The sequence below is a fragment of the Gimesia maris genome, from assembly GCF_008298035.1.
Taxonomy (GTDB): domain Bacteria; phylum Planctomycetota; class Planctomycetia; order Planctomycetales; family Planctomycetaceae; genus Gimesia; species Gimesia maris.
Genome location: NZ_CP042910.1, coordinates 7,401,641 through 7,418,450 on the forward strand (window position 1 = coordinate 7,401,641; position 16,810 = coordinate 7,418,450).

A 16,810-nucleotide genomic window follows, 5' to 3' on the forward strand; every position below is an offset into this window, starting at 1 on the left:
CATTTTTATTTGACTATCCTCCTTGATTCTGATCACTCTTCTTCCAGAATATGCGTCGGAATACCATCCAGGCTCTGCTGGTTTCTGTCGTACCAGTATTGATGGAGGCCGGCTTCTCCCTGTTTACTGGCCCAGGTTTTAAGCTGTTCGCGTTCCTCGACGTAATCAAAATAGGGAACCGCCATGCCGCAGGAGGTCTGTACCAGATCGACGCTCAGGTCGAATACCTGCCGGGCCCCGGGAATCGAGGGAAAGTGCGCGAACAGTTCGTCCCAGTCGGCATCATAAGGATGAATGACGCGTGCCTGTCCATAGAGTCGCAGGATCAAAGGCTTGCCGGTAAACGCGCAGAACATGACCGTCATGCGTCCGTCTTGCTGAATATGGGCCGATGTCTCATTGCCGCTGCCCGTCACGTTCAACCAGATCACACGATTCGGCCCCAGCACACGAAATGAATCCATTCCCTTCGGCGACACATTGATGCGACTGTCGGCGGTCGCGGTACCAACAAAGAACAGCTTTTGTGCGGCGATGAATTTGATATGCTGTTCTTCAAGTTCGGGTATTTGTTTTCCCATGTTCTGGATGCTCTTACTTTGAATACTAGATCAGAAAGTCGGCAGGCAGTTGAAACAGTCGCGGCAATCATAGCAGAGGGACAAGAACCGGGCAAAATCGGTTCGAGAAAATTAACGACATACAAACGGATCAGTGGCTATTGATACTTGCGGCGGTAAACGGTCGGGCTGACACCAGTCTGCGATTTGAAGACTTTAGAAAAATGACTGTGATCGTAAAATCCGGTCTGATTGGCGATTTGTGAAATCGTGTCAGTCGTCGATGTCAGCAGTCGACAGGCGGCCTGAACGCGAATGTGGCTGATATAACTGGCCGGGCTCGTATCAAACAGCTTGCGGAACCGGCGCTGAAACTGGCTGGTGGACAGTCCCATCAAGGCCGCCAGTTCGGTCACTGTGATTTCGCGCTGAAAATGATCGTTAATGAAATCAAAGACGCGCTGCATTTCCAGATAGGGAGCAATCGCCAGACCTGCGCGGCGGAAGTCACGCATCATCCCCACAATGCCCGCCACATTGCCGCGCACATCAAACAGCGGTTCTTTGATCACCTGAAACCAGGTCGTGGCCCCCTCGCCGCCGGTCACCGGATGCACGAGATCGACCAGCGGTTCCCCTGTTTCCATCACGCGACGATCTTCCCGACGATACGCTTCGGCCTGATCGGGGGCATGTATGTCATAATCCGTCTTGCCGATCAGCGTTTCACCCGAATCCACCTTGAGCCAGCTCAACAGCGCTGCATTATGGTTGATGAAACGTCCCCGTTCGTCTTTCACCACCAGATACACATCGGGCAGATGTTCGAACAGGCGACAGGTCTGCGCAATACCGGGGACTTTTTTGAAAAACTGCTGTTGTAACGAAACATTCATAGCAAATTATCGAGACCAGAAATGCGCCAAATATACACAAATTCGCCTCGAATTTCCAAGACGCACGTTGGCCCGTCGATTACAATTTACAAAACCAGGCAGACACTGGTTTCACCAACCCGCTATAATCATTGAATCATAGATCAGCCGACTCTTCCCCCCAGGCTAACGAGGAGAAACAGATGACGAAGAAAAGTGCTCTCAATCGTCGTGACTTCATGAAGACGGCAGCCGCCGCCAGTACCGTATTCACGGCCCCCACAATTATCCCGGCAACAGCACTCGGCCTGAACGGAACCGTGGCTCCCAGCGAACGGATTATTCTGGGAGGGATCGGCATTCGCAGACGTGGCGGATATGTATTGAGCCACATGCTTGAGCAGCCCGATGTCCGCTTCGTCGCTATCGCCGATGTTCGCGCTGATCAACGCAAGACCGTCAAAGAGATGGCCGACAAACAGAACGGCGACCAGAAATGCGACACCTATCGCGACTTCCGCGAACTGCTGGCCCGCGATGATATCGACGCCGTCCTGATTGCCACGGGTGACCGCTGGCATGCGACCGCTTCCATGATGGCAGCCGAAGCCGGCAAAGATGTCTACTCGGAAAAACCTTGTGCGATCTCCATTGAGCTGGCACGACGACTGCAGGAAACGATTCAGCGGACCGGTCGCGTCTTCCAGGCGGGTACACAACGCCGCAACGTTTCAAACTTTGGCCACGCCGCCAAACTCGCGCAGACCGGGCAGTTGGGAAAAATTCATACTGTCCACGCTTCGATCTACCAGTTGATCGATCGCCACGACTGGCTGCCTGCGGAACCAGAGCCCGATCCGGAAGTCGTTGACTGGAACATGTGGCTCGGCCCTGCACCGTGGCGTCCTTATAACCATGCGTATGTGGATGGTGCCTGGCGCGGACATTACGACTTTGACTCCGGTGCGAAGCTGCTCGACTGGGGTGCACACACGCTGGATATCTGCCAGTGGGCACTCGAAGCCGATAATACGATGCCCGTCACCTACGAACCCAAAGACGTTCCTGACGACAACGTCATAGAATGCGTCTACGAAAACGGGGTTAAGCTTGTTATGCGTCGCAATGGCTGGCTCGGTCTGGGAACCTGCCCCGTCCGTTTTGAAGGGGAAGCCGGCTGGGTCGAAACGGGTGACTCCGGACAGACTGCGGTCTCTTCGAATGAGTTGCGGGCTTCGTTGCCTTCCCCCAGTTCGATTCCGGGAACCTCACCCAAGTTTCATGTCCGCGACTTCTTTAACTGTGTGAAGACGCGTTCCAAGCCCGCGGCCAACGAAGATGTGATGGCCCGCTCACACATCGCCTGCCACGCGGCTGCGATTGCCTGGAAACTGGGACGCAAGGTGCAGTTCGATCCGGTAACGGAAGAATTTGTGAACGACGAGGAAGCCAACCGCATGCGAAGCCGTGCGATGCGCGAACCGTGGACCGTCTGATTCGCGACCTGCTTCAACAACCGAATTTGAATATTTCCGATAACGTCTTCTTCCCCTGAGGATTTTGTGCTCATGTTGATCTGTCGATTTTCCGTTTTCATGCTGTGTGTGACCAGCCTGCTGCTGACACCGACAATGAATTTTGCCGCTGATAAATCTACTGCTGATAAAAATGCTCCCGAAGCCGCCCGCCTGGTTAAAGTACTTAACTCCGACGCGGATACCTACGACAAAGCGATGGCCTGTCGTCGGCTGGCCGCTATTGGTGATGCTTCGTCGGCAACTGCCATCGCCAAATATCTGGGCGATGAAAAACTGGCGACCTACGCCCGCTCGGCTTTGGAAAACATCCCCGGTCCGGCAGCTGACAAAGCACTGCGGGATGCACTGAAAACCGTCAAAGGCAATCTGCTGGTCGGCGTGATCAATTCGATCGGAAAACGGAAGGACAGAGGAGCCGTCGACGATCTGACTCCGCTGCTCTCAGACAAGAACACAAACGTCGCAATCGCCGCCGCTCATGCGATCGGCGAAATTGGTACGTCGGAAGCTGCCAAGGCTCTGCTGCTGGCACTCGGTAAAGGAGATGCGAAACTGCAGCAGGAAGTTGGATTTGCCTGCCTGATGTGTGCAAAGTCGCTGGCAAATATCAAAGATAATCAGCTGGCACTGACACTGGTCAATACCGTACAGAAAATGGATCTGCCTGATAATATCCTGCTGGCAGCGACGCAACAGTCAATCGTATTGCAGGGCAAGGCAGGTCTGGGACTATTGGCAGAACAGCTTAAATCGGACGACCTGCAGCGATTCCGTGCCGGTCTGCAGGCGGCTCAGAAACTGGGAAAAATATCTTCGTCTACTCTCATTGAAACGTACCCGAGATTACCTGAAGAACGTAAAGCCTTATTGGTTGCTGCATTGGGGACATTACAAGCTCCATCTGCCCTGCCCACGGTGATTAAAGCGACCTCGGGCGATTCCCAGGAACTGAAACTGCAGGCGATTTTTGCAATTGGTGAACTGGCGCCTGTTGCGAATGACGAACAGAAAACTCAGGCTTTGAACTCCCTGTTCGCACTGGTCAAACAGAAAGACGCCGACCTCGCCGGTGCTGCGGAAACGGTGATCGTCAAACTGAATTCCAGTCAGCCTTCTGCAGAAATTGAAAAACGCATTGAGGCCAGTATCCGTAAGCTGCTGGAGAGTGAAACTCGCGAATCGCAACTGGCGGGCATCAAGCTGGCAGGTGGCTGTCGTCTCAGTTCAGCCACTCCGGTTCTGTTGCAACTGGTGAATCATTCGAACCCTGAAGTGAAGCAGGCCGCCATCTCTGCTTTAGGCGGCACCACTTCGCTCGATGATCTTCCGAAATTAATCAAGCTCACCCTTGCATCCAGTCCCGACTCTCCCGCAGGCCAGGCACTCGTCGCTGCCTGCTCGCGGCTGCCGCTGGAAGAGACTGCACAGGCACTGGCCGGCGGCATCGAAGGCGCGACCACTGATCAGAAGCTGATTCTGCTGGACCAGCTGGCGGCCATCGGAGGTGAGACCGCGCTAGAGACCGTCGTGGCAGCCGCTCGATCGAATGACGACGCACTGCAGAACAAAGCGACCGACCTGCTGGGAAAATGGGTGACCATCGACGTCGCGCCCCCCCTGCTGGAACTGGCGAAATCACTGGAGAACAACAAATACAAAATTCGCTCACTGCGTGGTTACATTCGCGTGGCCCGACAGCTGAACATGACCCCGGAAGAGCGTCTGGAAGTCTGCCGCAATACACTGGCGATTGCCGAACGTAACGATGAGAAGAAACTCGTGTTCGAAGTGCTCCGCCGTAACCCGACGCCTCAGGCCGTCAACTACACAGTTTCACTGCTCAAGGATAAATCATTGAACGTCCCTGCGAGTACGACGATTGTCTCTTGGGCCGAACGGGGAACTCCGATTGACGACGAACTGCTGGCTGATGCGTTACAGCGCGTCATCGCTTCCACATCGAATAATGGCCTCAAACAACGAGCCGCTCAGCAGCACGAACGGATCTCTGCACAGGCGAAACAGGGTGAGAAAGAACTAGGATTTCAGTCGTTGTTCAATGGCAAAACATTCGACGGCTGGCATGGTAATAAGAAGATCTTTCGCATCGAAGATGGCGAAATCATCGCCGGCAGCCTGACCGAGAAAGTCGAACGCAATGAGTTTCTTCGTTCCAACAAAGTGTACGATGATTTTGAGCTCAAGCTCGAATTCAAACTGCTGGGTGATAAAACCAATGCCGGCGTGCAGATTCGGACCGCGGAAATTCCCGATCATCACGAAGTCAGTGGCTACCAGGCAGACCTGGGAACCGGCTACTGGGGCTGCCTGTATGATGAATCCCGCCGCAAAAAGATCCTGGCAGGGCCTCCTGCAGAACTGCGTGATCTGCCTGTCCGCATGAACGACTGGAACAGCTATCGCATTCGCTGTGAAGGACCCCGCATTCGCATCTGGATTAACGATGTACAAACAGTCGACTTTACGGAAGCAGATCCCCAGATTCCATTGAAAGGCATCATCGCATTACAGATTCATGGAAATCTCGTGAACGAAGCACATTACCGCAATGTCCGCCTGCGGGAACTGTAATCACCCCTGAATTGAGGGAAAAACAGTCGTTCAGCAACATTTTTGATTTCCGCCCCTTGCGGTCGTCGTCTGTCTGGCGAAAATAGAAAGAAAGCAGATTCGCAATTCTTTCGACCTCGGCGAGGCATGGATGTCAGAAATCCCCCCACAACTGGAAGACCTTTTCAAACAGCTCAATCCGGAGCAGCAGGCAGCCGCCTGCCACGATACGGGCCCGCTGTTGATCATCGCCGGTGCGGGGACCGGTAAAACGACCACACTTTCGCATCGGGTCGCGTACCTGATTGCGCAAGGCATCGATCCCAGCCGGATCCTGCTGCTGACGTTTTCCCGCCGCGCAGCGAATGAAATGGTCCGGCGCGTCGATGCGCTGTTGCGGGCGATGAGCGCCGGCCGCGAGAATACCGCCTCGGCCCGATCGCGGAGTATCTGGGGGGGCACATTTCACTCAACGGCTGCGCGACTGCTCAGGCGTTACGGACAGGCCATCGGACTACCCGATGACTTTACCATCATCGACCGCAGCGATGCCGAAGACTTGATGAGCGCCCTCCGCAGTGAACTCGATCTGGGCAATAACGGCAAGAAGTTTCCTCGCAAAGGGACCCTGCTGGAAATCTACAGCCGCTGTGTGAATACGTGTTCCAAACTGGAACCGATCCTCGAGCGACATTATCCCTGGTGCCTGGAACATGCTGACGAGTTGAAGAAACTGTTTCAGGCGTTTGTGGATCGCAAAGAAAAGCAGAACATTCTCGATTACGACGACCTGCTTTTATTCTGGCATGCCCTCGCCGCTGATCCCGCGGGGGGCAAACTGTTGCGAGGCCAGTTCGAAGCAGTACTGGTAGACGAATACCAGGACACGAACATCCTGCAGTCGGGCATTCTGAAAAACATCTGTCCGGACGGTGAAGGACTGACCGTCGTCGGCGACGATGCACAGTCAATCTATTCCTTTCGGGCGGCGACCGTACGGAACATCCTGGACTTCCCCCAGGAATACGAGGGAACAACCGTCGTCACGCTGGAAGAAAATTACCGCAGCACGCAACCCATCCTGCAGGCGACGAATCAGATTATCGACGAAGCACACGAACGTTACGAGAAAAACCTGTGGTCGTCCAAGATCAGCGGGGAAGCGCCCTGCCTGGTCGACTGCAGTGACAATAACGAACAGGCGGACTTCGTCGTGCAGCAGGTGCTCGAACACCGGGAAGCCGGGATTCCCCTGAATCAGCAGGCGGTCCTGTTCCGGGCTTCACACCACAGTCTTTCGCTGGAAGTTGAACTGGCGCGACGCAATATCGCCTATCACAAATATGGCGGCTTAAAGTTTATTGAAACTGCGCACGTCAAAGACCTGATGGCGTATCTGCGTCTGGCTGAAAATCCCCGCGATGCCGTCTCGGGATTGCGAGTACTGACGTTACTGCCGGGCATTGGCCAGAAAAAAGCACAACAGCTGATCAACCTGCTGGCGGAATCGCAGTTTCGCTTTGATGCCTGGTCGGAATTCAAACCGCCGGCAGCGACGGTTGAGCACTGGCCTCTGTTTGTGCGGCTGATGAAAAACCTGAGTTCTCCCCAATCAGAAAAACGGGGCATCTCGGCGGAAGTGCATCAGGTGCGCACGTTTTACAGTCCCCTGCTCGACCAGCAATACGATAACGCGACATCGCGTCAACGGGATCTGGAACAGTTGGAACAGGTTGCCAGTCGCTTCAGCAGTCGCATGAGTTTTCTGGAAGAGATTACCCTTGACCCACCCAGTTCCACGCAGGATGTCTCAGCCGCCAGCGGCGCGGATGACGATGATTTCCTGGTACTGAGTACGATTCACTCGTCAAAAGGTCTGGAATGGGACGCAGTCTACGTGCTGCAGGCCGCCGATGGCAGTATTCCGTCAGAGATGTCACTGGAAAGCGAAGACGAAATCGACGAAGAACGCCGTCTGTTTTATGTCGCGTTGACGCGGGCGAAAAACTGGCTGTATGTCTGCTTTCCTCATCGGCAGTATTTCCAGAATCGTCGCTGGAACCAGGCACACAGTTATGCCCAGCTGACACGGTTTGTTTCACCAAAGACGATCTCGCTGTTTCAGCGACGACCGGCGTTCAGTGCCGATGCGCTGGATACTCCCCAGGAAGCCGAGATCGAAACGACAGCAGAAGACATCCGCAAGAACATCCGCAACATGTGGTCTGCCTGAAGCTACTCTTGCCTGTCTTCCGTTTCTTCATTCGATTTTTCATGTGTCGCAGAATCTTCAGCTGGAGTAGACTCTGTAGAAGCCGTCTCAATCGATTCTGCAGCTCCCGGGTTCTCGCTTGCCACTTCGGGTGGAGTCACGTTCGGCTCGGAAGCAACTTCTTCCTGCCGCGTTTCATCGGCGTCATCTGTTTCCTCAGCTGAATCGGATTGTGTCCCGACTGCCTGTTCCCAGGGTGACTTCTTCCGCGGCGGAGGAGGGCCGGGAAACTGATAGTAAATGCATTCTATCCGACCGTTATACAGTTTGCGGCGGCGGGCCTTTTGTTCGTAAATGCGTTCGAAGCCCGGATGCGAGGTAATTACATAAATTGACCACATCTTCAGTGGCGCAAATACCCGTTTCATTTCACGGTAAATGACTTCGGCGTCTGCTTTATCGCCCAGTCGTTCGCCGTACGGAGGGTTGGTAATGATACAGCCATACTTGCGGGGTGTGCTGAATTCGGAAAGTGGCTGATCCTGAAAATGAATGAATTCTTCCATGCCGGCCTGCTGCGCATGATAGCGGGCCATGCGAATCATGGCAGGATCAATATCGTAGCCTTGCAGTCGATAGTCGATATCAGTTCGTGCGAGCGCGCGCGCTTCCTCGCGGGCCGCTTCCCACATTTCGGGGGGCAACTGTTGCCAGCCTTCGGCGGCAAACTCACGGTTGAGGCCCGGCGCCGTGTTCGTACCAATCAGGGCGGCTTCGATGGCAATCGTACCCGTGCCACAACAGGGATCAACAAACGGCCGTTCGCGATTCCAATAGCTGAGCTGGACCAGACCTGCTGCCAGCGTCTCCTTAATCTGCGCGCCGGCGGCGAGCTTGCGATAACCGCGTTTATGCAGTCCTGGGCCGGTGGTGTCGATGCAGACGGAAGCCTTGTCTTTCAGAATCGACAGGCTGACCGAGTACAGCGGGCCATCTTCGGGAAACCAGTCTTTGATGTAATGATCCTTCAGGCGTTCGGCAATCGCTTTCTTAACCAGTTTCTGACAGTTCTTGGGACTGTTGATTTTGGAACGGACTGCGGTGGCTCGGACAGGAAACTGGGCGGAAGGGGGCAGCCAGCGTTCCCATTCGATGTCGCGGATTTCGTCGAACAGGTCATCAAAGTCGAGCGCCGTGAATTCCGCCAGGCTGAGCAGCACCCGGTCGGCACTACGGAGCCAGAGATTGCAGTGACAGATCGCAGCAAGATCGCCTTGAAAGGTGATGCGGCCATTTTCAATGGTCTGCTCTTCGTATCCCAGTTGTTTCAGTTCGCGCGAAACCACGGCTTCCAGGCCGAAAGCGGTAGTAGCAACGAGTGTGAGCGGCTCGGACATATTCAACGGGGATCTCTTTCGATTTCAGTAAATCAGGCAAATCTGGTAGAAAAAGGGTCGGTCTCAGTTCATACTACTATAAAATAGCTTTCCTCGAAATCTACAGGACAACGGATCATAAAGAAGGTTTTCAACATGCGGAATACTCCCTCCCCTTATAATCGGCTTCCCCGCCGTGATTTCCTGAAACAGACCGCCGCGCAGGTATTAACGGGTACAGCAGTCGCCGGTATCCTGCAGTCACAACACGGCTTACAGGCAGGCGAGGATTCCAAAGCGAAATCAAAGCCGGCCGCCGCCTATCAGCTGGGTGCCTTCACCAAGAGCTTCCAGGACATGCCGATCCCTGATGTCTGCCGGGCGTTCCAGTCCATCGGCCTGGATGGACTCGATCTGACCGTACGACCCAAAGGTCACATTCTGCCCGAAAACGCGGAGCAGGAACTGCCGCAGGCATGTGCGGCAGCGAAAGAGGCGGGCGTGAAAATCCTGTTTCTGACGACCATGATCGACGAGCCCGACAAAAACGCCGAACGTATTCTGGCGACCGCCCGGGAACAGGGCATCGACCGCGTCAAAATCGGTTATTACCGCTATAAAACGTTTGGCACACTGGCGCAGCAGTTGAAAGAGACCACAAAAAAGATCGGCAAGGTTGCGAAGCTGTGTCAGAAATATGAGATCCTGCCCTGCGTGCATGTGCACTCGAATGCGTTTCTGCCTTCGCATGGCACACAACTGTATCAGTTGATTCAGGATTACTCGCCTCAGGAAGTCGGTGCGTACGTGGATATGCTGCACATGGTCAAAGAGGGGAGTGGCGACGGCTGGCGGCAGGGACTCGATCTGCTGGCCCCCTGGATCGCGTTGTGCGCCGTCAAGAATTTCTCATGGGAACGGGGCGAAGGACGTGACAAGCACGGTCACCAGAAATGGGAAGTTAAAACGGTTCCCGTCGCTGATGGAATTTCTCCCATTCCCGACTATGTCGCCGCACTGCGGAAGCTGGGCTATGAAGGGACGTTCTCTTTACACAGTGAATACAAAGGACGTCACAGCTGGAAGGAACTGTCGACCCAGGAATGCCTGGATCAGACCGCCGTCGATGCGAAGTATTTCCGCTCGCTGTGGTCGTAATTAATTTGAGATCATCGTACTATAAAACGGTACGGTGCCAGCTGTCGGTATTTGCTGCGGGCCTGTAAAAAATACCGGTGGCTGGCGCCATTCCGTTTAAGATGGTGTTGATTATGATACACGTTGGGATGGGCCTGAATAAAAATCGGGCCAAGCGCAGCGAGCAGGGAACTGACAGTGAGATCTTCGAATTGTCAAAGGAAATAGCAACCCAGAATTTAACAGAGGTCGATAACGTCTTTCCCGTTTGCAATCGTGTTATGATAGATTCCTGCTGTCGATGACAACCGCGAATTGCATTCTCGGCCCCCCGCTCCGTGGACCTGATAATTTTCTGAGAAGGAGGGAGCGCTTGTTTATGATTCGGAAAATCTTAGCTTCTCTCACCTGCCTGGTCGTCTGCCTCGTCGCTTTCACCGCACAGGCCGCTGACCGACCCAATATCATTCTGATCATGGTCGATGACATGGGCTTCTCTGACATCGGCTGTTATGGCGGCGAAATTGAAACGCCGAATATCGATGCACTGGCCGCGGGTGGTGTGCGTTTTTCCCAGTTTTATAATTCGGGTCGCTGCTGTCCCACGCGGGCGACTTTGATGACGGGCCTGCATCCACAGCAGACGGGAATTGGCTGGATGACCAACCCGCCCGGCGATACTCGCGGTTATTCCAAACCACCGGCGTACCAGGGTTACCTGAATCGCAAGTGCGTCACGCTGGCGGAAGTCTTAAAGCCGGCTGGTTATGCGACGTTGATGACGGGCAAATGGCATCTGGGCTTTAACGCGCAGGATCGCTGGCCGTTGCAGCGCGGGTTCGATAAATTTTTCGGCTGTGTCTCGGGAGCGACCCGGTTCTTTCATCCCGTCGTACCGCGGGGTATGACATTCGGGAATGAAGACATCGAAACCCCTGCGAGTACCACAGACCGCCGCTTCTATACTACCGACGCGTACACAGACTATGCGATTCGTTTTCTCAACGAACATCAACAGGCAAAAGAGACGCAGGACAAACCCTTCTTTCTGTACCTCGCTTACACCGCGCCGCATTGGCCTTTACAGGCACATGAAGAGGAAATCAGGAAGTATCGCGGCAAGTACAAGATCGGCTGGGACGAACTCCGCAAACAGCGTCTCGCGAAACAGAAAGAACTGGGACTGCTGCCGGAAGATACACAGCTTTCACCCCGCGACAGTGAGGTACCCCCCTGGGAAACTCTGAGTGAGAAAAAGCAGGACGAGATGGACCTTAAAATGGCCATCTATGCGGCGATGGTAGATCGCGTGGATCAGAACATCGGCAAACTGGTCAGTTCCCTGAAGGCGAGCGGGCAGTATGAGAATACGTTGATTCTGTTTCTTTCAGACAATGGGGGCTGTGCCGAGGGGGGCGTGCTGGGACGCGGCGAATTCTACGATGTGGAAAAACGCAATCTCGACCACAGCAACAGTTACGGCAAAGCGTGGGCGAATGCATCGAATACGCCGTTTCGACTGTATAAACATTTCGCACATGAAGGGGGTACGTCGACACCGTTCATCATGCATTGGCCGGCGGGGATCATACCGGAGAAACGCTGGATCACGGAACCGGCCCAGCTGATTGATATTATGCCAACGCTGATTGATGTGGCGGAAACAAAGTATCCCGAGACATTTAATGGGAATCCAATCCCGGCGCTGGATGGTATTTCACTGCGACCGATAATGCAGGGAGATCCGCTGAACCGGACCGAGCCGATTTTCATCGAGCATGAAAGTAATGCCTTCGTCAGAGCCGGTAACTGGAAACTGGTGGGGCGCGGCGTCTCGCCGGCAAAAGGCTATCAGCCACAGAAATGGGAACTCTACGATGTGCAGCTCGACCGCACGGAACTGAATAACCTGGCGGAGCGCAGGCGGGCCATCGTAGATGATCTGGTTCAGAAGTGGGAAGTCTGGGCAAAACGCGTGGGCGTGTATCCGAAGTAAAAATGGAATACGATTTTTGCTACCACGAAAAACACGAAATATTTTTTATGGCTGACTTCCAATAGCAGCTGTTTACAGGTCGCTGAATTCAATTCTTACTTTGTGATTCTTTGTTGAATTCAAATTCTTCGGCGGGGACGAGGCCGTCGTGGTCCTGGATGAAGGCTTTGTTTTTGGTTCTGTCCAGCATGCGTTCGCCATACTGCAGATTGAATGATTTGATCTGGAACTGGTCCGGGTTAATGGGTTGATTCAGTTTTGAATCGAGTAACGTATAAGTGCGGCGTGAGGTCAGCTCACGCTTACCGGCTGGTCTAAACTGGAAGTACTCAGTAACAACTTTCTCAGGCAGAGAAATGCCATCGACGTTTTTATAAGAGAATGTCTGGATCTGATCCGCGACAGTACCGCGTAAATGCTCAGATCTCACTGGATTAAATCTAAATCGGGAATCGTAAGTCACTTGACTAAATCTGGGAACGCCATTGGGCTTCCAGGGATTGTACTCGATCGTGACGATCAACTGCTTCTGCCCGTGTTCCAGTTTTCTTTCCGCGATGGTAACTCGCGGGGAAAACTTCTCCTGCTTTTCTTTTCCCTCTGCGCCACTGAGTACATTTGCGTATAATTCAAGGGTACGGGCAAAGCTGCCCGAGCTATTCCCCAACACTTCTGTTCTGGGATCAAAGAACCGCCCGTCCCGCTCTAATTCAAATTTCCATTTTCGGTACAGAATTCTGCCTCCGCCGATCTGTTTCTGAACACCATCGGGAAAACCAAAGACGGAACCGAAGCGTTCCTCGCTCAATTCGAGGCACTCTTCCCCTTTGACGACAATCCATTGTGCATTTAAAGTACTTTCGATTTTGGCTGGTACCGGTTGCAACTGATCGAGCTCATCGGGTTTTTCTGTCAGATAATAATTGACACGCAGTTTATCCTGCCGTTGGTCCAGCCAGAAAGGGAGCAGTCGATAAGTGCTCTCCCAGCGAACACCGACCTGGCCTATGGTGTTCCGTTTGATTTGCATATCTCTGACGTACGTATAAGTTCCCTGCCAGGTATGAATGGCATCAAGATTTGAGGTGAGCTGCTTCGCCAGGAAAACGAGTGTCTGTTGGATTTCTTCCGGGTTCAGTTGACGCCGTTGATCGTCAACCGGTTCTGCTGCAGGAACTGGTGACCGTAAACAGAGACTGAGTAACAGCAGTAGTATTGTGAATGACAGACGATCGGCCATATTTCACTCCGCGCTGAATTTTTTCATGAGAAAGAAACAGATACATTCGTCGATGCAGTGTAGCAGAAATTGAACCGTCGTGACAAATTTTTCTACCACGAAAAACACGAAATGACTCGAACAAGACGAAGCGGAGATTAAAATTCGCAGGGTTACACTTTTACCACGTTTTCTCTGACAGTTTCCTGCTCGCTGCGCTCGGCCCGAATTGCATTCGGGCCTACCCATCTGTTTGCGTTCGCCGCTGTGAACGGCTCTATTTCATTTCTCGTTAATCCACCCAGTGCAGGACGTTGCGGATGATGGACCAGCGTGGGGGGGCGGGGTTGATGGTTTCGCCGAGAATCCAGTATTTGTAGAGCGTGTCGAAGACGCCTTCTTTCTTTTTGAGTTCGAGCCAGACTTCCATGAATTCTTCAAATTCGATGTCGTGAGCGCCCAGGTAATACATGGGGACGCGAATATTTTTCTTGAAGGGATTGATCACCGAAAATTTCGGATACAGCAGCGTCCAGGCGGCACCTGTTTCAGCACTGGTCACCAGCAGATCGGCGTGAGAGGCATTGCCTTCAAAGAAATCTTCTTCCGAGTTGATGGAAACAAAGCTCGCATTGGGAAAGAACTCGTGGGCTTTTTCGTCGTAGAAACTGTTGGCGACGACCGCGATTTTCAGATCGGCGGAATGGCGTAATTTGTCGAACTCCAGGAAATCGACTTTGCGGAAGTCAGGCAGGACCAGTGCCAGCGTCACATCCATGTAAGAATCGGCAACGGGGAACGCGGTGGCCCGTTCGATGGTGCCTTCCAGACCGGACATGGCCAGATCGAAATGATCCTGATTCAGCTGACTGACCAGTGTTTGCGGGGTAAAGGGAACGAATTCGATATCAACTCCCAGGTCGAGTGCCAGTCGATGGGCCATATCGATGTCGAGGCCGACCAGTTGTCCGCGATCATTGAAGTAGGAAAAGGGAAGCCGCTTGGCGTCGAAGCCCAGCCGAATGGTCCCGCGACGGCGGATGCGATCGATGCGGGTTTCGCCGGACTGAATAGGATCGGGGTTGGAAGCGGATTCTTCCAGTACGATCTCTTTAACGCCGGGAAAGAGCAGTTGACGATCGGCGATCAGTGCTTTGGACTGGTAGACATCCTTGAAAGTGTAGTTGAGTACCGCATGAATGCTGGCAATGACGACACCCGCGACACACAATGAAAACAGCGACCAGGAGATGAAACGTTTCCACTGAATTTTAAGCGTGCCGGAAAGCGAAGCAGCGGCGAGGATCGCGAAGGAAAACAGGTAAACTGAACGCAGGGCATCCCCCAGACGAGTGGTGTAAATGCCGACCGCCAGATAAAGCTGAAAGATATCGTGCGGGATGTGCATCAGGTCAAGCAGCCAGGGAATGGTGACCGCTGGTTTCGCAAAGGAACCGGCCATGCCCAGCGAAAGGAAGCGGGGATATTCTTCGGGCAACATACTGGTACCATAAAACCAGGCAGAAAAAGGAATGAAGATCAACCCGACGATGCGTCCGAGATCGGGGAAGGGAAAGACAAGCGGAATCAGGACATCGGGTGAACCGCCGGTATCTTTTTTCTCCAGGTGATAGCGATCCAGAATTTCACGGGCCGCTTCAACAATGAGAGGCAGAACGGCGAAGGTACTGCCCAGTACAAACGATGCAATAACCGCGGTCTGCGAAACTTTGAGGGCATCCCAGTAACGGACCGGGGTGCAGACAGAAATCAGCATCGGAAGAATGCCGATCGCCAGCAGGAGTGTGGCAGCGGAGAAGGTAATCAGATACGCCTGGAGCAGTCCAAATTTTTCAAAGGGGAGCGTGCCCATGGCATAGGAGACGATGGCAAATATTCCGATGGGCGAAACGTGGACGATCATACGATTGAGCCGCATCAAGGCGTTGACGGCGACGGACAACGGTTCCAGCAGGCGTTCGCGTTTGGGAATGCCACTGATGGCGATGCCCATGCCGATGGAAAACAGTACGACCGCAGGGACCGCGTTATTGGCGAGTGAGAAAAAGGGATTCGAGGGGATGAACAGGTCGTAGAGGCTTTCGGTCTTCGGCCCATCAATGATACTGGTACTGAAGAATGCGCCTTTCTGCCAGAAGGGAAAGGAAAGCGACATCAGGCAGACACTAAACAAGCCGATACACCAGAGAATCAGCAGCAGCACGATGACAGTCAACGCCATGTTGCGAGTCTGTCGGATTGAGATGCGGCCCAGATTTAAAATCAGTGAAAGCGTGATGTAAGGCAAAACCGTCATCTGCAGCAGACCGATAAAGACATCGCCGACCGCTTTGAGTGGCGAACATAAGTCACCAAAAAAGAGTCCACACATTATCCCCAGCACCAGACTCGTCAGAATCCAGGTGGTTAAGCCGGGCTTAAAATGTGACTGCTTGACTTTTCCCATTCGCCAGATCCTTGAGCACTCAGATATCAGCGGGTGAAATTAAACCTGTCTGACAGGAAAACTGATTCTTGCCGTGGATAATCTCTTGCCGGAAGTGTATGGTTCCCTTGAAGATACAGGTCATAACGTAATCTTCACAGTGAGTCCAGACAATCATCGAATCCCTGCGAATCTGGATTCTTAACAGAAAACCCTGTCAATCACCAGACTTATCGAATCTACATGAGCTTTTCCATTACCTCTCATAATCAGCAGTTCAGCTTTGAAACAACGCCCGAACTGTTCTCCCCCAGAGGCCTGGATCGGGGTACGGAAGCGATGCTCTCGACGGTGACGTTTGCGCCGGGCGAGCGAGTGCTGGACCTGGGCTGTGGATGTGGCGTGGTGGGAATTTTGGCAGCGAAGATCGTTGGTGCTGAAAATGTTGTGATGACCGACGTTGATGCAGACGCAGTTCGCATCTCAAAAAAAAATGCGGAACGTAATGCGGCTGCGGGAGTGACCGTTTTACAGAGCGATGGTTTTCGCGACCATCAGGAGACCGACTTCGAGTGGATTCTGTCCAACCCGCCTTACCATGAGGATTTTTCCGTCGCCAAGAATTTCATCATGAAGGGCTTCAATCGTCTGAAGATCGGCGGAAAGCTGGTGATGGTGACTCGTCGACGGCTGTGGTACCAGAAGAAACTGACCAGCATTTTCGGCGGAACCGAAGTGCACGAGATTGACGGTTACTTTGTGTTTCATGCCGAGAAACGTCGCGACAGTTATGCAGCACGGAAACGACGGAACCGGTAAATCGGGTCTGCCCTCATCTGGTGGAAATTCAGGGAACATCCTGAGAAGGACATTCCCTGAA

At 53.3% G+C, this 16,810-nt stretch carries 11 protein-coding genes; 6 read left to right on the forward strand and 5 right to left on the reverse strand.

The features are described 5' to 3' along the window. Nucleotides 1-32: 32 nt before the first annotated feature. A complete protein-coding gene (locus tag GmarT_RS27635; RefSeq protein WP_002649617.1) occupies nucleotides 33-581 on the reverse strand; it encodes a pyridoxamine 5'-phosphate oxidase family protein in 549 nt (182 codons plus the stop codon). Between the two features lie 137 nt (nucleotides 582-718). Beyond that, nucleotides 719-1,456: an AraC family transcriptional regulator gene (locus GmarT_RS27640; RefSeq protein WP_002649616.1), complete on the reverse strand. Its 738-nt coding sequence runs from the start codon at nucleotides 1,454-1,456 to the stop codon at nucleotides 719-721. Nucleotides 1,457-1,638: 182 nt separating this feature from the next. Here GmarT_RS27640 and GmarT_RS27645 point away from each other — a divergent pair, with 182 nt between their 5' ends. The 3 genes from GmarT_RS27645 (at nucleotide 1,639) to GmarT_RS27655 (ending at nucleotide 7,777) form a co-directional block, all read left to right on the forward strand. Continuing rightward, complete coding sequence (locus tag GmarT_RS27645) at nucleotides 1,639-2,931, forward strand: Gfo/Idh/MocA family protein (RefSeq protein ID WP_002649615.1); 1,293 nt, start codon at nucleotides 1,639-1,641, stop codon at nucleotides 2,929-2,931. Between the two features lie 72 nt (nucleotides 2,932-3,003). Further along, nucleotides 3,004-5,565 (forward strand): DUF1080 domain-containing protein, encoded by a 2,562-nt coding sequence (locus GmarT_RS27650; RefSeq protein WP_002649614.1) that lies wholly within the window; start codon nucleotides 3,004-3,006, stop codon nucleotides 5,563-5,565. A 130-nt stretch (nucleotides 5,566-5,695) separates the two neighbouring features. After that, a complete protein-coding gene (locus tag GmarT_RS27655; RefSeq protein WP_002649613.1) occupies nucleotides 5,696-7,777 on the forward strand; it encodes an ATP-dependent helicase in 2,082 nt (693 codons plus the stop codon). Nucleotides 7,778-7,779: 2 nt separating this feature from the next. On the opposite strand, the gene GmarT_RS27660 is transcribed toward GmarT_RS27655, so the two are convergent. Further along, complete coding sequence (locus tag GmarT_RS27660; protein WP_002649612.1) at nucleotides 7,780-9,153, reverse strand: THUMP domain-containing class I SAM-dependent RNA methyltransferase; 1,374 nt, start codon at nucleotides 9,151-9,153, stop codon at nucleotides 7,780-7,782. Nucleotides 9,154-9,288: 135 nt separating this feature from the next. Between GmarT_RS27660 and GmarT_RS27665 the strand changes: the two genes are divergently transcribed. Beyond that, the gene (locus tag GmarT_RS27665) at nucleotides 9,289-10,290 is read left to right on the forward strand and encodes a sugar phosphate isomerase/epimerase family protein (protein ID WP_002649611.1); all 1,002 of its coding nucleotides are present in this window, start codon (nucleotides 9,289-9,291) and stop codon (nucleotides 10,288-10,290) included. A gap of 358 nt (nucleotides 10,291-10,648) precedes the next feature. Next, nucleotides 10,649-12,265 (forward strand): arylsulfatase, encoded by a 1,617-nt coding sequence (locus tag GmarT_RS27670; protein ID WP_149303505.1) that lies wholly within the window; start codon nucleotides 10,649-10,651, stop codon nucleotides 12,263-12,265. Between the two features lie 88 nt (nucleotides 12,266-12,353). Here GmarT_RS27670 and GmarT_RS27675 read toward each other — a convergent pair whose 3' ends face one another. Next, nucleotides 12,354-13,505 (reverse strand): hypothetical protein, encoded by a 1,152-nt coding sequence (locus GmarT_RS27675; RefSeq protein WP_149303508.1) that lies wholly within the window; start codon nucleotides 13,503-13,505, stop codon nucleotides 12,354-12,356. Between the two features lie 271 nt (nucleotides 13,506-13,776). Next, a complete protein-coding gene (locus tag GmarT_RS27680) occupies nucleotides 13,777-15,951 on the reverse strand; it encodes a cation:dicarboxylate symporter family transporter (protein WP_002645465.1) in 2,175 nt (724 codons plus the stop codon). Nucleotides 15,952-16,173: 222 nt separating this feature from the next. Here GmarT_RS27680 and GmarT_RS27685 point away from each other — a divergent pair, with 222 nt between their 5' ends. Then, on the forward strand, nucleotides 16,174-16,749 hold the full coding sequence (locus tag GmarT_RS27685) for a class I SAM-dependent methyltransferase (protein WP_002645463.1): 576 nt from the start codon (nucleotides 16,174-16,176) through the stop codon (nucleotides 16,747-16,749). Nucleotides 16,750-16,810: the final 61 nt, after the last annotated feature.

Bases quoted from the DNA above. Each gene is read 5' to 3' on its own strand.
- GmarT_RS27675 (WP_149303508.1), bottom strand. From the start codon at position 13,505: ATGGCCGATCGTCTGTCATTCACAATACTACTGCTGTTACTCAGTCTC.
- GmarT_RS27655 (WP_002649613.1), top strand. From the start codon at position 5,696: ATGTCAGAAATCCCCCCACAACTGGAAGACCTTTTCAAACAGCTCAAT.
- GmarT_RS27650 (WP_002649614.1), top strand. From the start codon at position 3,004: ATGTTGATCTGTCGATTTTCCGTTTTCATGCTGTGTGTGACCAGCCTG.
- GmarT_RS27645 (WP_002649615.1), top strand. From the start codon at position 1,639: ATGACGAAGAAAAGTGCTCTCAATCGTCGTGACTTCATGAAGACGGCA.
- GmarT_RS27640 (WP_002649616.1), bottom strand. From the start codon at position 1,456: ATGAATGTTTCGTTACAACAGCAGTTTTTCAAAAAAGTCCCCGGTATT.
- GmarT_RS27660 (WP_002649612.1), bottom strand. From the start codon at position 9,153: ATGTCCGAGCCGCTCACACTCGTTGCTACTACCGCTTTCGGCCTGGAA.
- GmarT_RS27670 (WP_149303505.1), top strand. From the start codon at position 10,649: ATGATTCGGAAAATCTTAGCTTCTCTCACCTGCCTGGTCGTCTGCCTC.
- GmarT_RS27635 (WP_002649617.1), bottom strand. From the start codon at position 581: ATGGGAAAACAAATACCCGAACTTGAAGAACAGCATATCAAATTCATC.
- GmarT_RS27680 (WP_002645465.1), bottom strand. From the start codon at position 15,951: ATGGGAAAAGTCAAGCAGTCACATTTTAAGCCCGGCTTAACCACCTGG.
- GmarT_RS27665 (WP_002649611.1), top strand. From the start codon at position 9,289: ATGCGGAATACTCCCTCCCCTTATAATCGGCTTCCCCGCCGTGATTTC.
- GmarT_RS27685 (WP_002645463.1), top strand. From the start codon at position 16,174: ATGAGCTTTTCCATTACCTCTCATAATCAGCAGTTCAGCTTTGAAACA.